This window comes from Pseudoalteromonas sp. A3, from assembly GCF_025942345.1.
Classification (GTDB): Bacteria; Pseudomonadota; Gammaproteobacteria; order Enterobacterales; family Alteromonadaceae; genus Pseudoalteromonas; species Pseudoalteromonas atlantica.
Genome location: NZ_JAPCKL010000013.1, coordinates 1 through 16209, shown reverse-complemented (window position 1 = coordinate 16209; position 16209 = coordinate 1). Strand labels below are relative to the sequence as shown.

The window sequence follows — 16209 nt, the reverse complement described above, 5'->3', positions numbered from 1 at the left end:
TGTCAGCTATTTATCGCCGCTAGAATCATCGTCAATTTGCTCGAGTTCTTGGCGTTTTTTTAGCTGGCGTGTTTGTGCATGTAAGCTGGCTCTGACAACTAATTCTTGGTCTGTGGTTCTTATTGCAGTAAACAGTAATGTGTATTGGTAATGTTCGCTGTCTTGTTTTTCAACGGCCACAACTTCTGTATAGCAGTAAACGGCTGAGGCTTCGTGGTGCAAAAATAGCTTTGTTCTAAAAGCTTGGCCTATTGCGTATACATCAGGCGAAGTAAAGCGAATGCCGCCTCCGCCGTAGCTATCGCACTGTATGGCGTTATCTTGAGCTTGCTCTGAGGCTAAAATGTGGCTCATTATTAAATCAATTTTACGCGACTGTGCTTGTAAAAAAGCCGCCAGCTCTTGTGCTAAATCGCCTAGGTTTCTAAGGGGTCTTAAAGAGGCCTGTTCAAGCTCACTGACTTCGTTAGCTAGCTTAAATAGCGGAGGTATGTCGTCTTCAAGCGCGAGTTGAGATTGCGGCACTAACTGATTTTCTACAGCAAATAAGTTTACTCGAATGCTTTCATTTATTTGAAAGTATTCTTCAAATTCGCTTAATCTTTGACTGTTCATAATTATCTCCACTGCGTATTCATTAAATAGTAGCGTTGTGGGGAGTAAATTGCTAGCAGATAAAAATGCTAAATGGTTTGTTTATAAGCCAGTTTTTAAGAATGTTGATTAGGGCGTGTTGAACTTTGCGGATTGAAATTTGTTCAATCTAGGGGCGTTTAAATTGCGGCGTGAGGTTTGTAACCTAGTGGGCATGATAACTGCTCCTGCGTTTCGCCTATTTATGTGAAATAACTACACTTCATAGGCTCTGACTTGGCTAAAAACCAACCACACTGCTGCAAATTCAACTATCAAAAATCAACACGCCCTAATAAAAAAGCGGCCAATGTCATCCTAACATCGGCCGCTTGGGTATTGATTAATTAGCGCTGGGAGTGCTTATTTAAGTAGAGCGGCTAATTCATGTAAATCTTTCACAACGTGGTCTGGTTTTTTTGCCAGTGGGTAAAGTGTTTTACCTGGGCGGGCGATAAAGGTTGTTTGTAACCCGGCTTCTTTAGCACCTGCTACATCCCAACCGTGCGCCGCTACCATCATTGCTTCATTTGCTTTTACATTTAATTTTGTTAGCACCCACTCATAGGCACGTAAGTCTGGTTTATAAATTTTAATATCTTCAATGCTGTAACGCGCATCAAAGAACGACATTAATCCAGCGCTCTCAAACTGGGCTTTAACACCTTTGTTTGAAGAATTTGTCAGACTTACTAACTTATAGCCCTGTGCTTTGAGTTTTGCCAGTCCTTCTTTCACATCTTTGTGAGGAGGTAGGGTTAAAAGCGGGGTGACAATGGCTGTTTTTGCTTGTTCATTCGTAATAGCTATGTTGTTATTTTTGGCAACCATGCGCAGCGATGCAACGCCAATTTGACCAAAATCGTGGTAATTGCCACTTACAGTATCAACGAGTGAATGATGCAACATGGTCGAAAACCAAAGTGGTAATAAATCCTCACGCCCGCCAAGCGCTTTACCAATAGAGGTGCGCATGGAGGTTAAATCTAACAAGGTTTCGTTTACATCAAAAATAAGTACTTTAGGTTTCACTTGTGCCTGTGGCTCCTCAGCCATAGCGTAGCCAGAGGCAAGGCTAGTACCAACAAGTAGTGATAGGGTAAAGGTTTTTAACGATTTTAAAATAGACATTAGTGTTGCTCCGATTCAAGGGCGGTCAATACATCAGTAGGCTCTGCGCGTAGGGTATAGTCTTCGTTTAAAAAGGCATACGTAATTATGCCTTTTTGGTTAATTACATAGGTTGCTGGTAAAGGTAATTTATAACTTTTATTGCCGTAGTACTTTTCAAAATCAATTCCAAACTGGCTATAAAGCGCCACAATACGTTCATCTAAAGTAAACAGTAAACCAAATTGCTCGGCTACCTTGTTATTAATATCTGAAAGCACATCGAATTCAAGGGCATTTTTTTGTGCGCTAGATAACGTCTCGTCGGGTAATTGTGGTGATATCGCAACTAACTGCGCATTGTGCGTTTTAAATTCTGGTAAGTGATCATTAAGTGCTTTTAGCTCTAAATTACAATATGGACACCAGTTACCACGGTAAAAGCTAATTACTACCGGGCCATTATTTAATAAATCAGCAAGCTCAACTTGCTCAGCGTTATGATTGTTTAAGCTGAAATTGCTTACTTTTGCGCCTACCTGTAGCGCATTATCTTTTATATGCTGAGCAATAAGCTCTTCATTTGTCTGCGCCATAAGGGCTAATACATCGCTAGGTAGTTTCGCTTCTTTTTGCACGTTATAGGCATCAATCTGTGATTTTAAACTCATTATTAAATCTCGAATATAACTGTATGGCGATTATGGGTGTTTTAGTTATTTAAATATATATTGCAAAACTGAAAGCTTCATTCGAAAATGTTAAACACTAAGAACTGCCTAGCCAAATGTATGTATAATTTAAGTGACCTAGAAACATTTATTGCCGTCGTAGAAAATAAAGGGGTGCTTGCAGCTGCGCGTGAGCAACGTTTGTCGCCGGCAACAGTAAGCCACAGGCTAAGCAAGCTCGAGCGTGAGCTGTCAACCGTGTTAGTGTTTAGAGACAGCAGACGAGTAAGGTTATCGCCCGCCGGTGAGCTATTTTATCATCGCGTAGGGGCTATTATAGAAGCTCTGCACGATGCAGAGCACAGCATTGGTGCACGAAGCTCTTCGGTGAGCGGGTTATTACGTGTGACTATGCCGCCGTGGGTTTTTTCAAAGTATGTTATGCCTAAGTTGACCGAGTTTGAAACCCAATACCCGCAGCTCAAGCTCGACTTTTTAATTACTGATCATTTTGTCAATGTGGTCGATGATGCACAAGATGTGGCAATTAGAGTAGGGCAATTAACCGATTCTGGCCTGCTTTCTCGCAAAATTGTCAACAACTCCCGTATTTTATGTGCAGCGCCAAGTTATATAAAAAAGCATGGTATGCCTTGTACACTAAGCGAACTGAGCACGCACTATTGGGTGTGTTTACCCTGGCAAAGGCAGTTAAAGCTGTATGATGAAAATAATAAAATACACACCTTTAATGCCAAAACGCGCTTTACTATTTCTAATTCCGATAACATGACGCAAGCAGCGCTTGCCGGACATGGCATAGCTATTAAATCTAAAATTGCGATTAACGATGAGCTAAGTGCCGGAAACTTAGTAGAGGTGATGCCCAATGTAATGGCCCAAAGCGACGCGCCGGTGTGGTTTTTACGGCCTCAAAATAGCTTAACAACCCGTAAAACTGAGGTGTTTTATGAGTTTATGAAGTCTTTATTTGCCAGCTATGAATAAGCGGTAATACCCGCGCTTAATAATGAATAAGGTTACAAAGCCAATAAACTCAGCAAAAATAGCAATAATAATGGCGCTAACTAGCGCTGCTATTATGGAGTCTTTTTTTAACACTATTTGCCCTTCAAAGCGTTGCCATACTTGCTTTTTAATGGTGAGAAAGTCGCTGGTTAAAGTAAATAAATAGGGCGATTGGTTAAAGTTATTAACTGCCGCTTGTAAAGAGTGCTGGCGATTATTGAGGCTTTTAATATGGGTAGCCCCTTTACCAACAATATCATCACCAATATTTTCATAGTGGGTAATTAACTTGTTTAAATCGTTGTTAAAGTAGTTTTGAGCATCTTTTTTAAACGGGGCTAATGCGTTATTCGCTTCAATTAAATGTGCATCTAAAGCGTGCCCAAAGTCGCTTACAAAGGCCGGTATTTGTACCCCTAATAGTAAACCTGCTGCAAAAAAACTGAGCCTTATGTAATCTAATAATTTACTCATTTGATCTCCTGTTTACTCAAAACCCACCTAAACAACGCTAAATTAACATTTGCGCTTGTTTTTATGCCAAAAACTCGTAATCTATCGGTAATAAAAATAACAATAGGCCTATGTTAAGGATGACTACCAAAGTAAATATGACATCAACGTTTGTTGATATCACTAAGCAGTTAAAACACTTTGTGTCGCGTATTGTACAGCCCGATGACGTAGAAGACATTGTGCAAGAAACCTTTATTAAAAGCTACGAAGCTGATTTAAAACAAGATATTCAGTTTAGACGCAGTTACATGCTTAAAACTGCAAAGCACTTAGCGCTTAATCATATAGCCAAGTGGGATAACAAGTTTAATGACTCGTTAGAGCACGACGCAGAATTACCCCCGCTGCTTAAATCCTCACAACTTGAGGATGAATACACCTCAAAAGAGCGTTTTTTACTTTTTTGCAGAGCAACGGATCAACTAAATTCTTCTATCCGTAAATGTTTTATATTTAAAAAAGTGTACGGTATGAGCCAAAAAGAAATCGCCCAGCACATGCAATTAAGTGAAAGCACAGTAGAAAAACACATTGCCAAAGGTTTATTACAAACCATGTTATACATGAAAGAACATGAACAAAATCATAACCAATCTGCGGCACATAATTCTGCTTGTAATTCGGCTCTATCAATTGAGAGGGCAGCAAAATGAGTAATGTTCATCAATTTACATCAAAAGATTTAATTTTAGAAAAAGCCTGCCAATGGATCAGCGCAATTGATAGGGGCTTAAGCGAAATTGAAAAAGAGCAATTTAAGCTGTGGATGATGCAAAGTACCGCCCATCAAGATGCCGTCTACGAACTTGCGCAGCTATGGGATGAATTGGCCGTATTAAACGAGTTAAGCAGTTTATTTCCGCATAGAAGTGTAAAACAGCCCCAGAAAAAAAGATGGGCGTTTTCTAGTGCCATTGCCGCGAGCTTATTTGCAGCATTAATGGTGTGTAGTTACTTATTAATTAACCTTGAAAACGGCTACAACGAAGAGCTGGCTAAAATAAATTACACCAAAATTTATACAACCAAGGTGGGCGAACAAGCCACGTATGTTTTACCCGACGGCACCATAGTGCAATTAAACACGAATAGCCTATTAGAGGTAGCTTATAGCAAAGGGCGTCGTCAGTTATTACTGAGTAAGGGTGAAGGGCGTTTTAATGTAGCAAAAGATGCATCGCGCCCATTTAGTGTGATGGCTGGCGATAAGAGCTTTACGGCACTTGGTACTGTATTTAATGTACAACGCAATACCTCTTCTGATTTAGAGCTGGTTGTAACCGAAGGTAAAGTGATGATCACCGACCCAAGTGTTGCGGTAAGTGCCAACGATTTTAAAGACTACCAACTGGCTGATAATAACGCTAAAAAAGTACGTAAAATCAATGCCAATATTGTTATCTCTGGTGAAAAAGCAATTATAGAGCAAAGCATTACTAAACCTATCACACAGCTTTCTGTGGATGACGTACAGCGTGATTTAGCGTGGCAAAATGGCATGTTAATTTTTAATGGTGAGCATTTAAGCGATGCATTAAATGAAGTGAGCCGCTACACCTCTACCCGTTTTGAGCTTTCAAGCGATGAGCTTGCCAATATAAAAGTGGCGGGTGTATTTAAAGCTGGCGATGTTGAGGGGCTACTTGAGAGTTTACAGACTAACTTTGCAATTGAGCATGAGCGTTTAGGTGAACATATGGTGAGCCTAACACAGCAAACTAAATCATAAGAAATGTTATGCATATCAAACAAATGTTAGGTGAAGTTGCATCTTTAAATGTTATTAGTAAAAAAAAGTTTAAAAAAAAGATAAAAAACTATAGAGGAATTTTGTTTGTCAGCTGTTTATATAAATTGCGCAGTAACCAAACGCATTTATTTAGTGGTTTAAGTGTACTTGCTCCGGCTATTTTTAGCTTGAGTGTGCAAGGGGCAACACAGACCACTGGGCAAATGGTGCAATTTGATATACAAGCGCAGCGAGCAGACAAAGCCTTAATAGAATTTGCTAAACAAACAGAGCAAACCGTGGTGTTTTCTTATGAGTTGGCAAAAAATTACCAAGCAAATTCGGTTTATGGTTTTTATACCCAATTAGATGCACTGCAAGCATTATTAAGTGGGACTGAGCTCGATGCGGTTGTTGATCAAAATGGTTTACTGAGTATAAAACTCAAACAAATCAATAGGAAAGATAACAACATGATGAAGCTTTCAGGGGTTAGTGCAGCTGTATTACCAGCATTGCTTGCAGCAAATTCACACGGTGTGAATGCAGCAGAGGATGTTGCACAAGAGAAAATAGAAAAAATTGCTATTGTAGGTAGCCGCGTAGCAGGGCGCTCAGTAGAAGATTTACCCGTACCCGTTGATATTTTAAGTGCTGAAGCACTTGAAAACACAGGCCAAACCGAAGTTGGCCGTATGTTGCAATCTATTGCACCTTCATTTAACTTTTCAAGCTCGTCAATCAGTGACGGCACTGATGCCTTACGACCTGCAACACTGCGTGGTTTAGGGCCTGACCAAACACTTGTGCTTATTAATGGTAAGCGCCGCCATCAGGCAAGTATTATTCATATCAATACCTCAGTAGGGCGTGGTACCGCAGGTACCGATATGAATGCTATTCCAGCCTCAGCTATTAAACGTATAGAAGTTTTACGAGACGGCGCAGCAGCACAATACGGCTCAGATGCAATTGCCGGCGTAATTAATATTGTACTAAAAGATGGCAGCGAAGGCGGCAAAGCAGCGGTTAATTACGGCCAATACTCAGAGGGTGATGGCGAAACAGTAAACGTTGATTTTAATAAAGGGTTTGCCCTAAGTGATAGTGGCTACTTAAATGCAACACTTAATTACCGCGACCGCTCGCCTACTAACCGCGCAGGTTTGCACGGCTCGTGTCAGTTTTATGGCTGTACAGAGCTTAGCGACGGTACTTTACTAGCAGGCGATCCGCGTGAATTGACCGCCGACAGAGACACTTTTCGTATTGGCGATGCCGACTCACAACAATTTGGCTTAACCGTTAATACAGGGTATGAGTTAGGTGATGGCGAGCTGTATGGCTTTATTACTTATTCAACCCGCGATAACGAATCAGCAGCGTTTTTCCGTCATAATGCGAATGCGGGTGGTAACCCTGTTTTACAAGACAACGATGCAACTATCCCGTTAGGCTTTTTACCTAAAATTAATACCACAATTGATGATATTTCTTACAACTTTGGTTACAAAACCGACTTTGATAACGATGCAAGTTTAGATGTATCGTACACCTACGGTGAAAACAGTATTGATTACACAACAAGTGACACAATTAATGCCTCGTACGCTAACTTTTTACGATACGAGCAAGGTTTAAGTGCCGCTGATATTCGCAGTACTATTCCGCGTGAAGCCTATGCCTATGGCATGGAGTTATCACTGCAAACCATTAATATAGATTTTACACAAAACTTTGATGACTACTCACTGGCTATGGGTGCAGAAATTCGCACCGATGAATACCGTATTTTAGAGGGTAGCGAATATGCTTATCGTGATTACGACACCCTTGATGGGGTAAGTATTTATAGTGGTTTAAGTGGCGGTGTAGGCTCTGAAGATGCCTCTGGCGGTACGCAAGGTTTTGGTGGTTCTTCGCCGGCATCATCGGTTGATGAGTCACGCGATGTAATTTCGTTTTACCTTGATGCAGAAACCTACCTAATTGAAGATGTCATTTTATCAGGCGCACTGCGTTACGATAATTACAAAGGCTTTGGCGACACGGTAAACTTTAAGCTTGCGGGTAACTGGGCAATTACTGATGATGTGTCACTGCGTGGTGCATTAAGCTCAGGCTTTAGAGCGCCATCAATGCAGCAATTGTATTTTAACAATATCAGCACACAATTTGTTGTGGCTGAAGACGGCTCATTAGTTGCTGAAGAAGTAGGTACATTCAGAAACGATTCAACCCTTGCACAAAGTTTAGGTATTCCAAAACTTAAGGAAGAAAAATCGCAAAACCGCAGCTTAGGTATTGTCTACAACGTTACGGATAACATTAATGTTACTGTGGATTACTACTCAATTGATATTGACGACCGCATAGTAATTAGTAACCGTTTAGGTAAAGGGCTTTCTTCAAGCCTAGATGCTGCATTAATCAGCTCAGGCGCAGGTGCAGGGCAGTTTTTCTTAAATGGTGCAGATACCGAAACTTCGGGTATTGATTTTGTAGCTACTTGGAATACCGAGGGGTTAGGTGGCACGCTTGATTTTACTTTAGCAGCTAACTTTACTGAAACTGAGGTGGTATCGTTATTTACGCCATCGGGCTCAGGGCTTGAAACCGTACCTGTTGAAGATGTTTTCTCTGATCAAGAAATTTCAATTATTGAAGAGTGGCAACCAGAAGATCGCATCAACTTAAGTGCGCTTTACCAGCGTGGTGATTGGACTGTAAACCTTTCACTCAACCGCTTTGGTGAATACACAGTAGAAGATGGCGGACGCCAAACCTACGGTGCAGAAATTTTAACTGACGTTAAAGTTAATTACTTCGTTACTGAAGATTTATCTGTAAATATTGGTGCAAATAACTTATTTGACGTGTACCCAGATAAAAACACCATTGGTAACTCACGCTCGGGCACAATTGTAGATTCAAATGGCAATACGATTGTAAGCAGCGATGGGGTATTTGAATACTCTCGCCGTTCAGCGCCATTTGGCTTTAATGGTGCTTATTACTATGTAGGCGCAGAATACCGTTTTTAATAAATAACACTCCCTTATGTTATTTAAGTTCAAAGGGCCGTTAGGCCCTTTTTTTGTATTTAGCCTTTTTAGTATTTATTTCTCAACCGCGATTTTATTGTGTTGCGCCTTACCTCAGCGTTAAATTATACCAATTCGCTTAATTAAACATTATTACGGATTGGTATAACCCCTGTATGGCTTTGATAATACTAAATGTGGCATTTTGGACTTGGCTATACATAGCAGGGTTTAAAATGGACGTTGTAATAATAAAAAACCCAGCGGCTAGGCTGGGTTTTAAATATATGCAATTGAAAATTAATGCTTTTGCATACGGCTCATTTCGGTGTGGCAGCTTTGCATCGTTAGCAAAGTTTTCGCTAAGGCTGCTTCACAGTCGGCTGGCTGTGGTTTATCCATCGCTGCTTTAATTTCTTCAAGTGTTTTATCTTCTACCTCTTCAAGCTCTTTAACGTATGTTTTATCGTTGTGAGAAGTAAACGTAGTAAGTAGGGCTGTGTAAGCTCTGCGTGCTTCTACAGCAAAAGAAGAGCCGTCTTCACGCTCACCTTTTTCGTTAACAGCATAAGGTTGTAAGCGCTCAACACTTACTTTTCGTGCGTCAATCATGCGTTGAAATAATGCGCCAATGGCTGGGTCTTCAACTTTCTCTTGCGCTTTTTGATAAAAATCAATGCCACTGTTCATTACTTGGATGATGTCAGTAATATGAGTTGCTTCTGTTCCTTGATGGGTATTCATAATGACCTCTCTTTACATGAATTTAAGTTTCATAGTAACTAAAGCAAAGGCCATTCCAATTTCATTTTAATTTTTAAACTATTGTAATTATTGATTATTTCTTTATTCAGCAAGCTGCAAGGCTATTTAAAATAAAACAACCTCGCAAATTTTACATGGCTTTTGTAATAAGGTTATTTAAGCTCATCCGCCACTTCGGCTACTTTTTGGCGTAACCAAATATGACTTGCATCACGATGCAGTAAAGGGCTCCAAATCATATCTAGTTCAAAAGGTGGTATAGGAAATGGCGGCTCTAAAATTTTAAGGCCTGCATCATCTAAGTAAATATTGGCAGCCTTTGAAGGTAAGGTCGCCACTAAATTTTGCTCTTTTGCTAAATGAATGGCTACGTGGTAATTACGGGTAAACGTGGCAATATTTCGGTGTTTACCAAAATGGGCAAGTGCTTCATCTACCCAACCTAGCTTTTGTACATCTTTAGGGTCCATACCTACGCCGACCCCAAAGCCGGTTTTACTGACCCATATATGGCGGGCTTTTAAATAGCTGTCTAGGCTAAAGTTTTCGATAATTGGGTTGTCGGCTTTTACTAAGCAGCAAAAGCTGTCTTTCCATATGCGTTTATGATGAAAAGATTGCGGAAGGTTTTCAAAGCGGTTAATTGCCATATCCACTTTACCATTTTCAACATCATGAAACGTTACATCACTAGGCGTCAGTATATCTAGGGTTGTATCGGGCGCTTCTTCATGAAGTTTACTTAAAAGCTTTGGCGCTAATGTACTGGCTGCATAGTCACTGGCCATTATTCTAAATACACGTTTACTTTGGCTGGCTTCAAATTCGCGATTAGGTGCCAGGGTTTCTTCTAGGGTCATTAATATACCGCGTATAACCGGTTGTAGCTCTATAGCACGCTCTGTGGGGACCATACCTTCACTGGTACGTACCAAAATTGGATCGTTAAACAAGTTTCTTAAACGCTTAAGGCCGTTACTCATAGCTGGTTGAGTAATACTTAACTGGTTAGCGGCGCGGGTTACGTTACACTCACGTAATAGGGTGTCGAGGTAAACCAGCAAATTTAAATCTATTTTACTTATGTTCATTGTGTGTCCTTTAACGCTTACCAGTGATGAATAAAGCGTTGTGCTGTCGGGTATGGGTATATGTGACTAACATGACCCTTTTTTATATTTTGCTGAGCTTGCTTCCAAAAACTAACATCAACAAGCTCGGGGTGTGTACTGAGCAAAAACTGTTTGTACTTTGGGTTTGGCATAACAAAGGTACAAAGCTGCTCAGGAAAAACATCTTGCGGCGCAACTGAGTAGCTTTGTTCATCAGTTAAGTAATCATCATAGCTTTTGGCCTTAGGGAAGGCCCTAAAGTTCATATCTGTTAGGTATTGAACCTCATCGTAGTCGTAAAAAATAATGCGCTTGTGTTTGCTTACCCCAAAGTTTTTAAGCAGCATATCGCCTGGGAATATATTTACCGCAATCATTTCTTTAAGTGCTTGGCCGTACTCTTCTATTGCATCGGCAGCACTTTCTTCGCTGGCGTTTTCTAAAAATAAATTAAGCGGTGTCATGCGCCTTTCAATATATAAATGCTTGATAATAAGCCACGGGCCTTCAATTACCATAGATGAGCCAATGGTTTTATGTAGCTGTGCCAGTAAATTACTATCAAAGCGTGCCAAAGGAAATACGACGTTAGAGTATTCTATGGTATCGGCCATGCGACCAACCCGATCATGGCTTTTTACCAGTTGATAGCGTTTAAGCACGGTATCACGGCCAAACGGTTTGCTTTCGCCAAACTTATCTTTAATTACTTTAAATACATAGCCAAAAGAGGGCAGTGTAAATACCATCATAACCATGCCTGGTGTGCCTGGCGCTATAATAAAGTTATCGTCTGAGTGAGACAAGTGATGTAAAAATTCACGGTAAAACTCTGTCTTACCTTGTTTATGAAACCCAATGGCATTATAAAGCTCAGCGAGTGTTTTATTAGGCATAAGTTGATTTAAAAATCGCACCATTGCTGAGGGCGCATGGGTTTCAACCATAAAATAAGCCCGTGCAAAGCCAAAAATCACCCGCATTTGCGATGATTTGGTTAATAGCGCATCGAGGTATAAGCCTTTATCTTCATGGTGCAGTACCGCAATAATAAAAGGCTGCACACCGCTTTGAGAGACCACACGGCCGACTATGTAAGCAGCTTTATTACGATAAAAAGGCGTGTGCAAAATATCAAAGCGCATTTGCCAAGGCTGGTGGTGAGTGTCGGGTGCTTGTTTGTAAAATGCCTTTACGAGCAAACGTATATCCCGCTCTAAATTTACAAACGAGGCTTTAAAATCAAAATGCTCAATAATACGCTTTATTGTGGGCATTAAACCATCAACCACTGGAAAGTAGCTGCGGTACTCTGCCTCAACAGGAATGGCAGGGGCATCTTTTAATGTGGCTTGTACAAATATAAAGTCGTTATGAAAATAGCGTCTGTGGTACAAACGGCAAAATACTGAGTTATAAAATGTTTCGGCAAGTTCAGCTTGAGGATGAAAGCATAAAAAGCGTTGGTACAGTCTTTTTACTTCAAGCCAAAGCTGCTCATCTAATTGCTCAGTTAACTGTGCTTGTTTTAATGCTTTAGTGGTTTCGTTTACTCTGTCATCGTAGTAACTAATACGCAGTTTACTAATTTCATTAATTTGCTGCCAATCGCGCTTTGCAAAGGCAAGCGGGGCTTGGGCGGTGGTTTTTTGAAACAGCTGATAATGCTTTTTAAAACCTGTTAAAATTAATTCAGCTATGTGGCGTGGCTGCATAAACACTCCTTAAAAAAGTGTATATAACGATTTTAGTACAGCATTGATAAATGTTAGTGGTGCTGTAGTGTTATACACGTTAGAGCTTTAACTCTATAGTTGTTAAGGTTATGTTATTTTAAGATTAAAACCAAGATAAATATTCTCAGTTTTTATACTTTTAGCTTAAAGCATAATTGAGTGTGATGGCAAAAGCTAAGTTATTGGTAGGAAGCTATTTTTTTCTCTAATTTTTTAATGCGCTTTTCAATTTCGGTGGTTTGCTTTTTATGATCTTTATTTATTATTTTTAATTGCTTGGTAATATCTTTGCTAATTAACTTTTTGTCCTCGTCATCTAAAATACGGTTGAGGCGCTGTTGTTGGTTGTATTCTGCGCGGTCTTTTTTACGTTTTATAATCGCTAATTTATTAGTATTACTTCTCAGCTCAGCTTGCAGGTCAAGCACGATCCGTTCGCGCTCTAATGCGTTTAGCTCTTTTGTGTAATCTTGCGCCGGTGCAGTATTAATTCCCGATACAGTATTAATTGTGTAGGCGGTAGCGTTATCGTTACAAGGGAATTGCGAAAAGATAGTGCCGTTTTTTGTCACGCATTTATAGTAAGTTGTGGCATTTTGCGCATGCAGAGAAAGTGGGCATACCATTACTGCGCATAAAAAAAGTGTGTGTTTTTGCATTAATTTCATCCCTGAGCGTTTACTATGATTTAGTAAATATAACCTAGCTTGGTGTTATAGCAAGCTAGGTTAAGGGATAGGGCTATTGTGTGTAGGTTTTTAGCTTTTTAATACTTTGTACTAAAAACGGGATATCGAGGCTTTGCTCAATAGAAAAACCTTCAGCGGCAGATATATTTTTATAGTTACCGTCTGAATCTATTAGCGTAATTCTATCTTTTTTGTAAGCAATAACTACGCCTTGCGAGTAATTAACGCCAGTGTCCGTTTTTTTCTTATACAGGTTTTCACCTAGCATGGTTTGTTTAACCACAGACTTACAGTTTAAGTACTGGCCTACACTGGTTGCAATAATATCACTGGGTTGAATAAGTCCATCTACCTTGGCTATTCGCTTATCTGAACTGTATAACACCGATGATGTAACTACTTCCGAGCTATTATTAGCTAAGCTAAACGCAAAAATACGGGTGTCGTCACTGCGAGGAGACGGATTATCTTCACCTTTAATGATTTTAATTGCGCTGTTTGAATGCGCTTGATCGTTTATAAAGCTTAGCTTTTCAATTCCAGCAAGCTCTATGCTTCTGCGCTGACTTTGCCACGCAGGTAAGGTTTGCTCTGATAAAATAGCCATTTTATAAAAAGAAGGTAAGCCATACACTAAACTAAACAAGCTATCGCCATGGTGTGTTGGCTGTAAAAACTGATCGGTTTTATGTAGGTTTTTATGCTTGGCAACAAAGCGTTTTAACTGCTCGTTGGTATCAAATACAAAAATATCGACTTGCTGCGCAGTGTAATCTTCACATTTTTGCATTGGCGCAGGTATTTGGTAATTAATATTTTGGTTATTAATTCTTACATTGTGAGCTTGTTTATAGCTTTCAATGTCGAGCAAATCATTTTTTGCTAATAAGCTTTTAGCGGTCGTAGGGTACGACAGCGGTAAAACGTTATCTTGCTTCGTTATATCAAACTTTAAATTTGCATCTGCCCAAATGTGAATACTGTGGCTAAGTGCAAAACACAACACTAAAAACGAGCTGGCAAAACGGGCAAACTTAAGTTGTTTTAAACGCGCTAAGTGCTGCCATGTATAGTTACTTACAACTAATTGGAAGCCTAAAATGAGTAAAACAATCCCCCCGGCTAGCAATGTAGTAAGGGCAGGCGAGCTAGTTAGACGATGCCACAGTAAGGAAATGATTTCCGGTAGCGCAGAAGAGCTTAAATGATAGCCCAAATTAACGTATACATACGCATCAAGCGTTAAAATAGACGCCCCAAGCGTAGCAATAACGGCAGCCATACCTCGAATATGTCGAGGGTAGGGAAACACTAAGCTTAAAGGAAATACCGTCAGCACAAATGCTAAAAAAGCGATAAAGCTCGTATGGCTTAACCACGTCACTAACATATAGGTAATACCCATAAAGCTAGTTGGCGGTGAATCTGCAAATAAAAAGCTTAGGCTAATAAAAAGCGCTAAACCAATATTTGCAAAAGTGAACCAGTGGCCCCAACTTAATAACTGACTCGCTTTTGACGAAAACTGATTGTGCTGCGATAAATTCATATAATTTATTTAACCGACTGAGCAAGTGCTTTTGCAAAGTTCTCAGTTACGGCTTGTCTTTTCCCTGCAGGTACATGCTCTTTTAGGATATGCGTGATAGAATTTCCTAAACACATAAGGCTTAAATCAACCGGCGCATTGTGTTGCGTTAGCACATCAATGAGCTGATCGACGATTTGTTCTACTTCTTCATTAGAGTATTTTGATAAGATTGGCATCAGTTGGTTCAATAAAAGAGTTATATTCTCGTATTTTAACACCAGAGGCGTGAAAAACAAAGATGACAACAGACGTTAAAAAATTAGTCGTTCATTATGTAGACAAAAAAGACGACGATACGCAAATTCACCTACGAAACGATGAAATGGTGATAAACGATAAAGTCGCTGTTTTTATCGAACAACTTCATCATGCATACAACTCAAAGCCAGGTAAAGGTTACTGTGCATTTAGTGGCGATAAAAACAGTGTTGTAGCCTCGGCAATGCAAAGCTATCGTAATGACGAGTTAGGCTTTTGGCACATGACCGAGCAGGCATCTACTGTTTTAAAAGAAGAGTTAGATAAATATGCCTTTAGCGAAACAGGTTACTTAGTATTTTGTCATTATCAGTATGTGGCTACTGATTACATGCTAATAGCTATGATCAATATTAAAGAGCACTACAGCATGACCTCTGAGCTTGATTTAGCAGCGTCGCGCCACTTAGATATATCGCGCATGCAACTAGCTGCACGTATAGATTTAACCGCGTGGGATACTCAAGCTGACGACAATCGCTATATCTCTTTTATTAAAGGGCGAGCAGGGCGAAAAGTAGCAGACTTTTTCTTAGACTTTTTAGGTTGTGAAGAGGGCATAGACCCTAAACAACAAAGCCAAGTGATGCTTAATGCCGTTGAAGACTATTTATCGGAGCAATCATTTGATAAATCAGAAAAAGACGAATTACGTAAGCAAGTATTTGACTACTGTAACGATTGTGTGACCACAGGTGAAGATGCAAGCGTTACTGAGCTCTCGGCTACGCTAACGAAAGGTGACGACAGTCCGTTTGATAACTTTTGCAAAGAGCAAAGCTACGATTTAGAAGAGTCTTTCCCGGTCGATAAAAAAACGGTGACCAGTATGGTTAAGTTTTCGGGTTTAGGGGGCGGAGTTAGTGTTAGTTTTGAGCGTAAACATTTAGGTGAGCGCGTAACTTACAATGAAGCGACCGATACACTGGTTATTAAAGGCATTCCACCAAACTTAAAAGATCAACTACAACGCTTTATGGAAAGTGAAAGTGAGTAAACTCATTTGATCTAGTTAAAAGCCGATTTAAGAGCGCGATATTTTTATCGCGCTTTTTTTATTACCTTTAATTTAGTTTTATTAATGCTCTAAAGCGCAGCGCCTCTAAATCTCTTCGAGGGTAAATCCTTTATTACAGGCTTTGCCCGTCACGCCAACAAGTTGTGCGTCCAGAAGTAAAATAGCCACGATGCTAAATTTAGGCTGTAGATACCATCTCTCATTTTAAGCTTCAAGGTCGTACTTAACTTACTTGGAGCTTAAACGCTTCTTGGTTTTTTATTACACCAAAACATATATGGATGAGCTTTCTCATATTCGCACATACA

At 39.9% G+C, this 16209-nt stretch carries 15 protein-coding genes; 5 read left to right on the top strand and 10 right to left on the bottom strand.

The window, feature by feature from the left end; translation table 11 throughout:
* Nucleotides 1-6: 6 nt before the first annotated feature.
* From OIZ54_RS17210 to OIZ54_RS17200, 3 genes are all read right to left on the bottom strand, one after another.
* The gene (locus tag OIZ54_RS17210; RefSeq protein WP_054982349.1) at nt 7-615 is read right to left on the bottom strand and encodes a PilZ domain-containing protein; all 609 of its coding nucleotides are present in this window, start codon (nt 613-615) and stop codon (nt 7-9) included.
* A gap of 381 nt (nt 616-996) precedes the next feature.
* A complete protein-coding gene (locus tag OIZ54_RS17205; protein WP_264390913.1) occupies nt 997-1764 on the bottom strand; it encodes a haloacid dehalogenase type II in 768 nt (255 codons plus the stop codon).
* On the bottom strand, nt 1764-2414 hold the full coding sequence (locus OIZ54_RS17200) for a peroxiredoxin-like family protein (RefSeq protein ID WP_264390912.1): 651 nt from the start codon (nt 2412-2414) through the stop codon (nt 1764-1766). The genes OIZ54_RS17205 and OIZ54_RS17200 overlap by 1 nt, the downstream gene beginning before the upstream one ends.
* 120 nt (nt 2415-2534) lie before the next feature.
* Between OIZ54_RS17200 and OIZ54_RS17195 the strand changes: the two genes are divergently transcribed.
* Nucleotides 2535-3422 (top strand): LysR family transcriptional regulator, encoded by an 888-nt coding sequence (locus OIZ54_RS17195; RefSeq protein WP_024032599.1) that lies wholly within the window; start codon nt 2535-2537, stop codon nt 3420-3422.
* On the opposite strand, the gene OIZ54_RS17190 is transcribed toward OIZ54_RS17195, so the two are convergent.
* Nucleotides 3402-3917, bottom strand: coding sequence for a DUF2937 family protein (locus OIZ54_RS17190; RefSeq protein ID WP_264390911.1), 516 nt, complete (start codon nt 3915-3917; stop codon nt 3402-3404). The genes OIZ54_RS17195 and OIZ54_RS17190 overlap by 21 nt on opposite strands.
* A gap of 119 nt (nt 3918-4036) precedes the next feature.
* Between OIZ54_RS17190 and OIZ54_RS17185 the strand changes: the two genes are divergently transcribed.
* The 3 genes from OIZ54_RS17185 to OIZ54_RS17175 are packed head-to-tail and all read left to right on the top strand — an operon-like array spanning nt 4037 to nt 8732.
* Nucleotides 4037-4612, top strand: coding sequence for an RNA polymerase sigma factor (locus OIZ54_RS17185; RefSeq protein WP_264390910.1), 576 nt, complete (start codon nt 4037-4039; stop codon nt 4610-4612).
* Nucleotides 4609-5688: a FecR family protein gene (locus OIZ54_RS17180; RefSeq protein WP_004588916.1), complete on the top strand. Its 1080-nt coding sequence runs from the start codon at nt 4609-4611 to the stop codon at nt 5686-5688. Before OIZ54_RS17185 ends, OIZ54_RS17180 begins: the two co-directional genes overlap by 4 nt.
* An 8-nt stretch (nt 5689-5696) precedes the next feature.
* On the top strand, nt 5697-8732 hold the full coding sequence (locus OIZ54_RS17175) for a TonB-dependent receptor plug domain-containing protein (RefSeq protein ID WP_264390909.1): 3036 nt from the start codon (nt 5697-5699) through the stop codon (nt 8730-8732).
* 300 nt (nt 8733-9032) lie between these two features.
* On the opposite strand, the gene OIZ54_RS17170 is transcribed toward OIZ54_RS17175, so the two are convergent.
* The 6 genes from OIZ54_RS17170 to OIZ54_RS17145 form a co-directional block, all read right to left on the bottom strand.
* Entirely contained in the window at nt 9033-9476 is a 444-nt protein-coding gene (locus OIZ54_RS17170; RefSeq protein ID WP_264390908.1) for a ferritin-like domain-containing protein, read from the bottom strand.
* 173 nt (nt 9477-9649) lie between these two features.
* On the bottom strand, nt 9650-10588 hold the full coding sequence (locus OIZ54_RS17165; RefSeq protein ID WP_024032602.1) for a LysR family transcriptional regulator: 939 nt from the start codon (nt 10586-10588) through the stop codon (nt 9650-9652).
* Between the two features lie 17 nt (nt 10589-10605).
* Entirely contained in the window at nt 10606-12324 is a 1719-nt protein-coding gene (aceK, locus tag OIZ54_RS17160; protein ID WP_264390907.1) for a bifunctional isocitrate dehydrogenase kinase/phosphatase, read from the bottom strand.
* Between the two features lie 200 nt (nt 12325-12524).
* Nucleotides 12525-13004: a hypothetical protein gene (locus tag OIZ54_RS17155; RefSeq protein WP_029772054.1), complete on the bottom strand. Its 480-nt coding sequence runs from the start codon at nt 13002-13004 to the stop codon at nt 12525-12527.
* Nucleotides 13005-13086: 82 nt separating this feature from the next.
* Nucleotides 13087-14583, bottom strand: a complete 1497-nt coding sequence (locus tag OIZ54_RS17150; RefSeq protein WP_264390906.1) for a DUF3413 domain-containing protein — start codon at nt 14581-14583, stop codon at nt 13087-13089.
* 5 nt (nt 14584-14588) lie between these two features.
* A complete protein-coding gene (locus tag OIZ54_RS17145) occupies nt 14589-14801 on the bottom strand; it encodes a DUF1414 domain-containing protein (protein ID WP_004588923.1) in 213 nt (70 codons plus the stop codon).
* Nucleotides 14802-14863: 62 nt separating this feature from the next.
* On the opposite strand from OIZ54_RS17145, the gene yejK reads away from it, so the two are divergent.
* Nucleotides 14864-15880: a nucleoid-associated protein YejK gene (gene yejK / locus OIZ54_RS17140; RefSeq protein ID WP_264390905.1), complete on the top strand. Its 1017-nt coding sequence runs from the start codon at nt 14864-14866 to the stop codon at nt 15878-15880.
* Nucleotides 15881-16209: the final 329 nt, after the last annotated feature.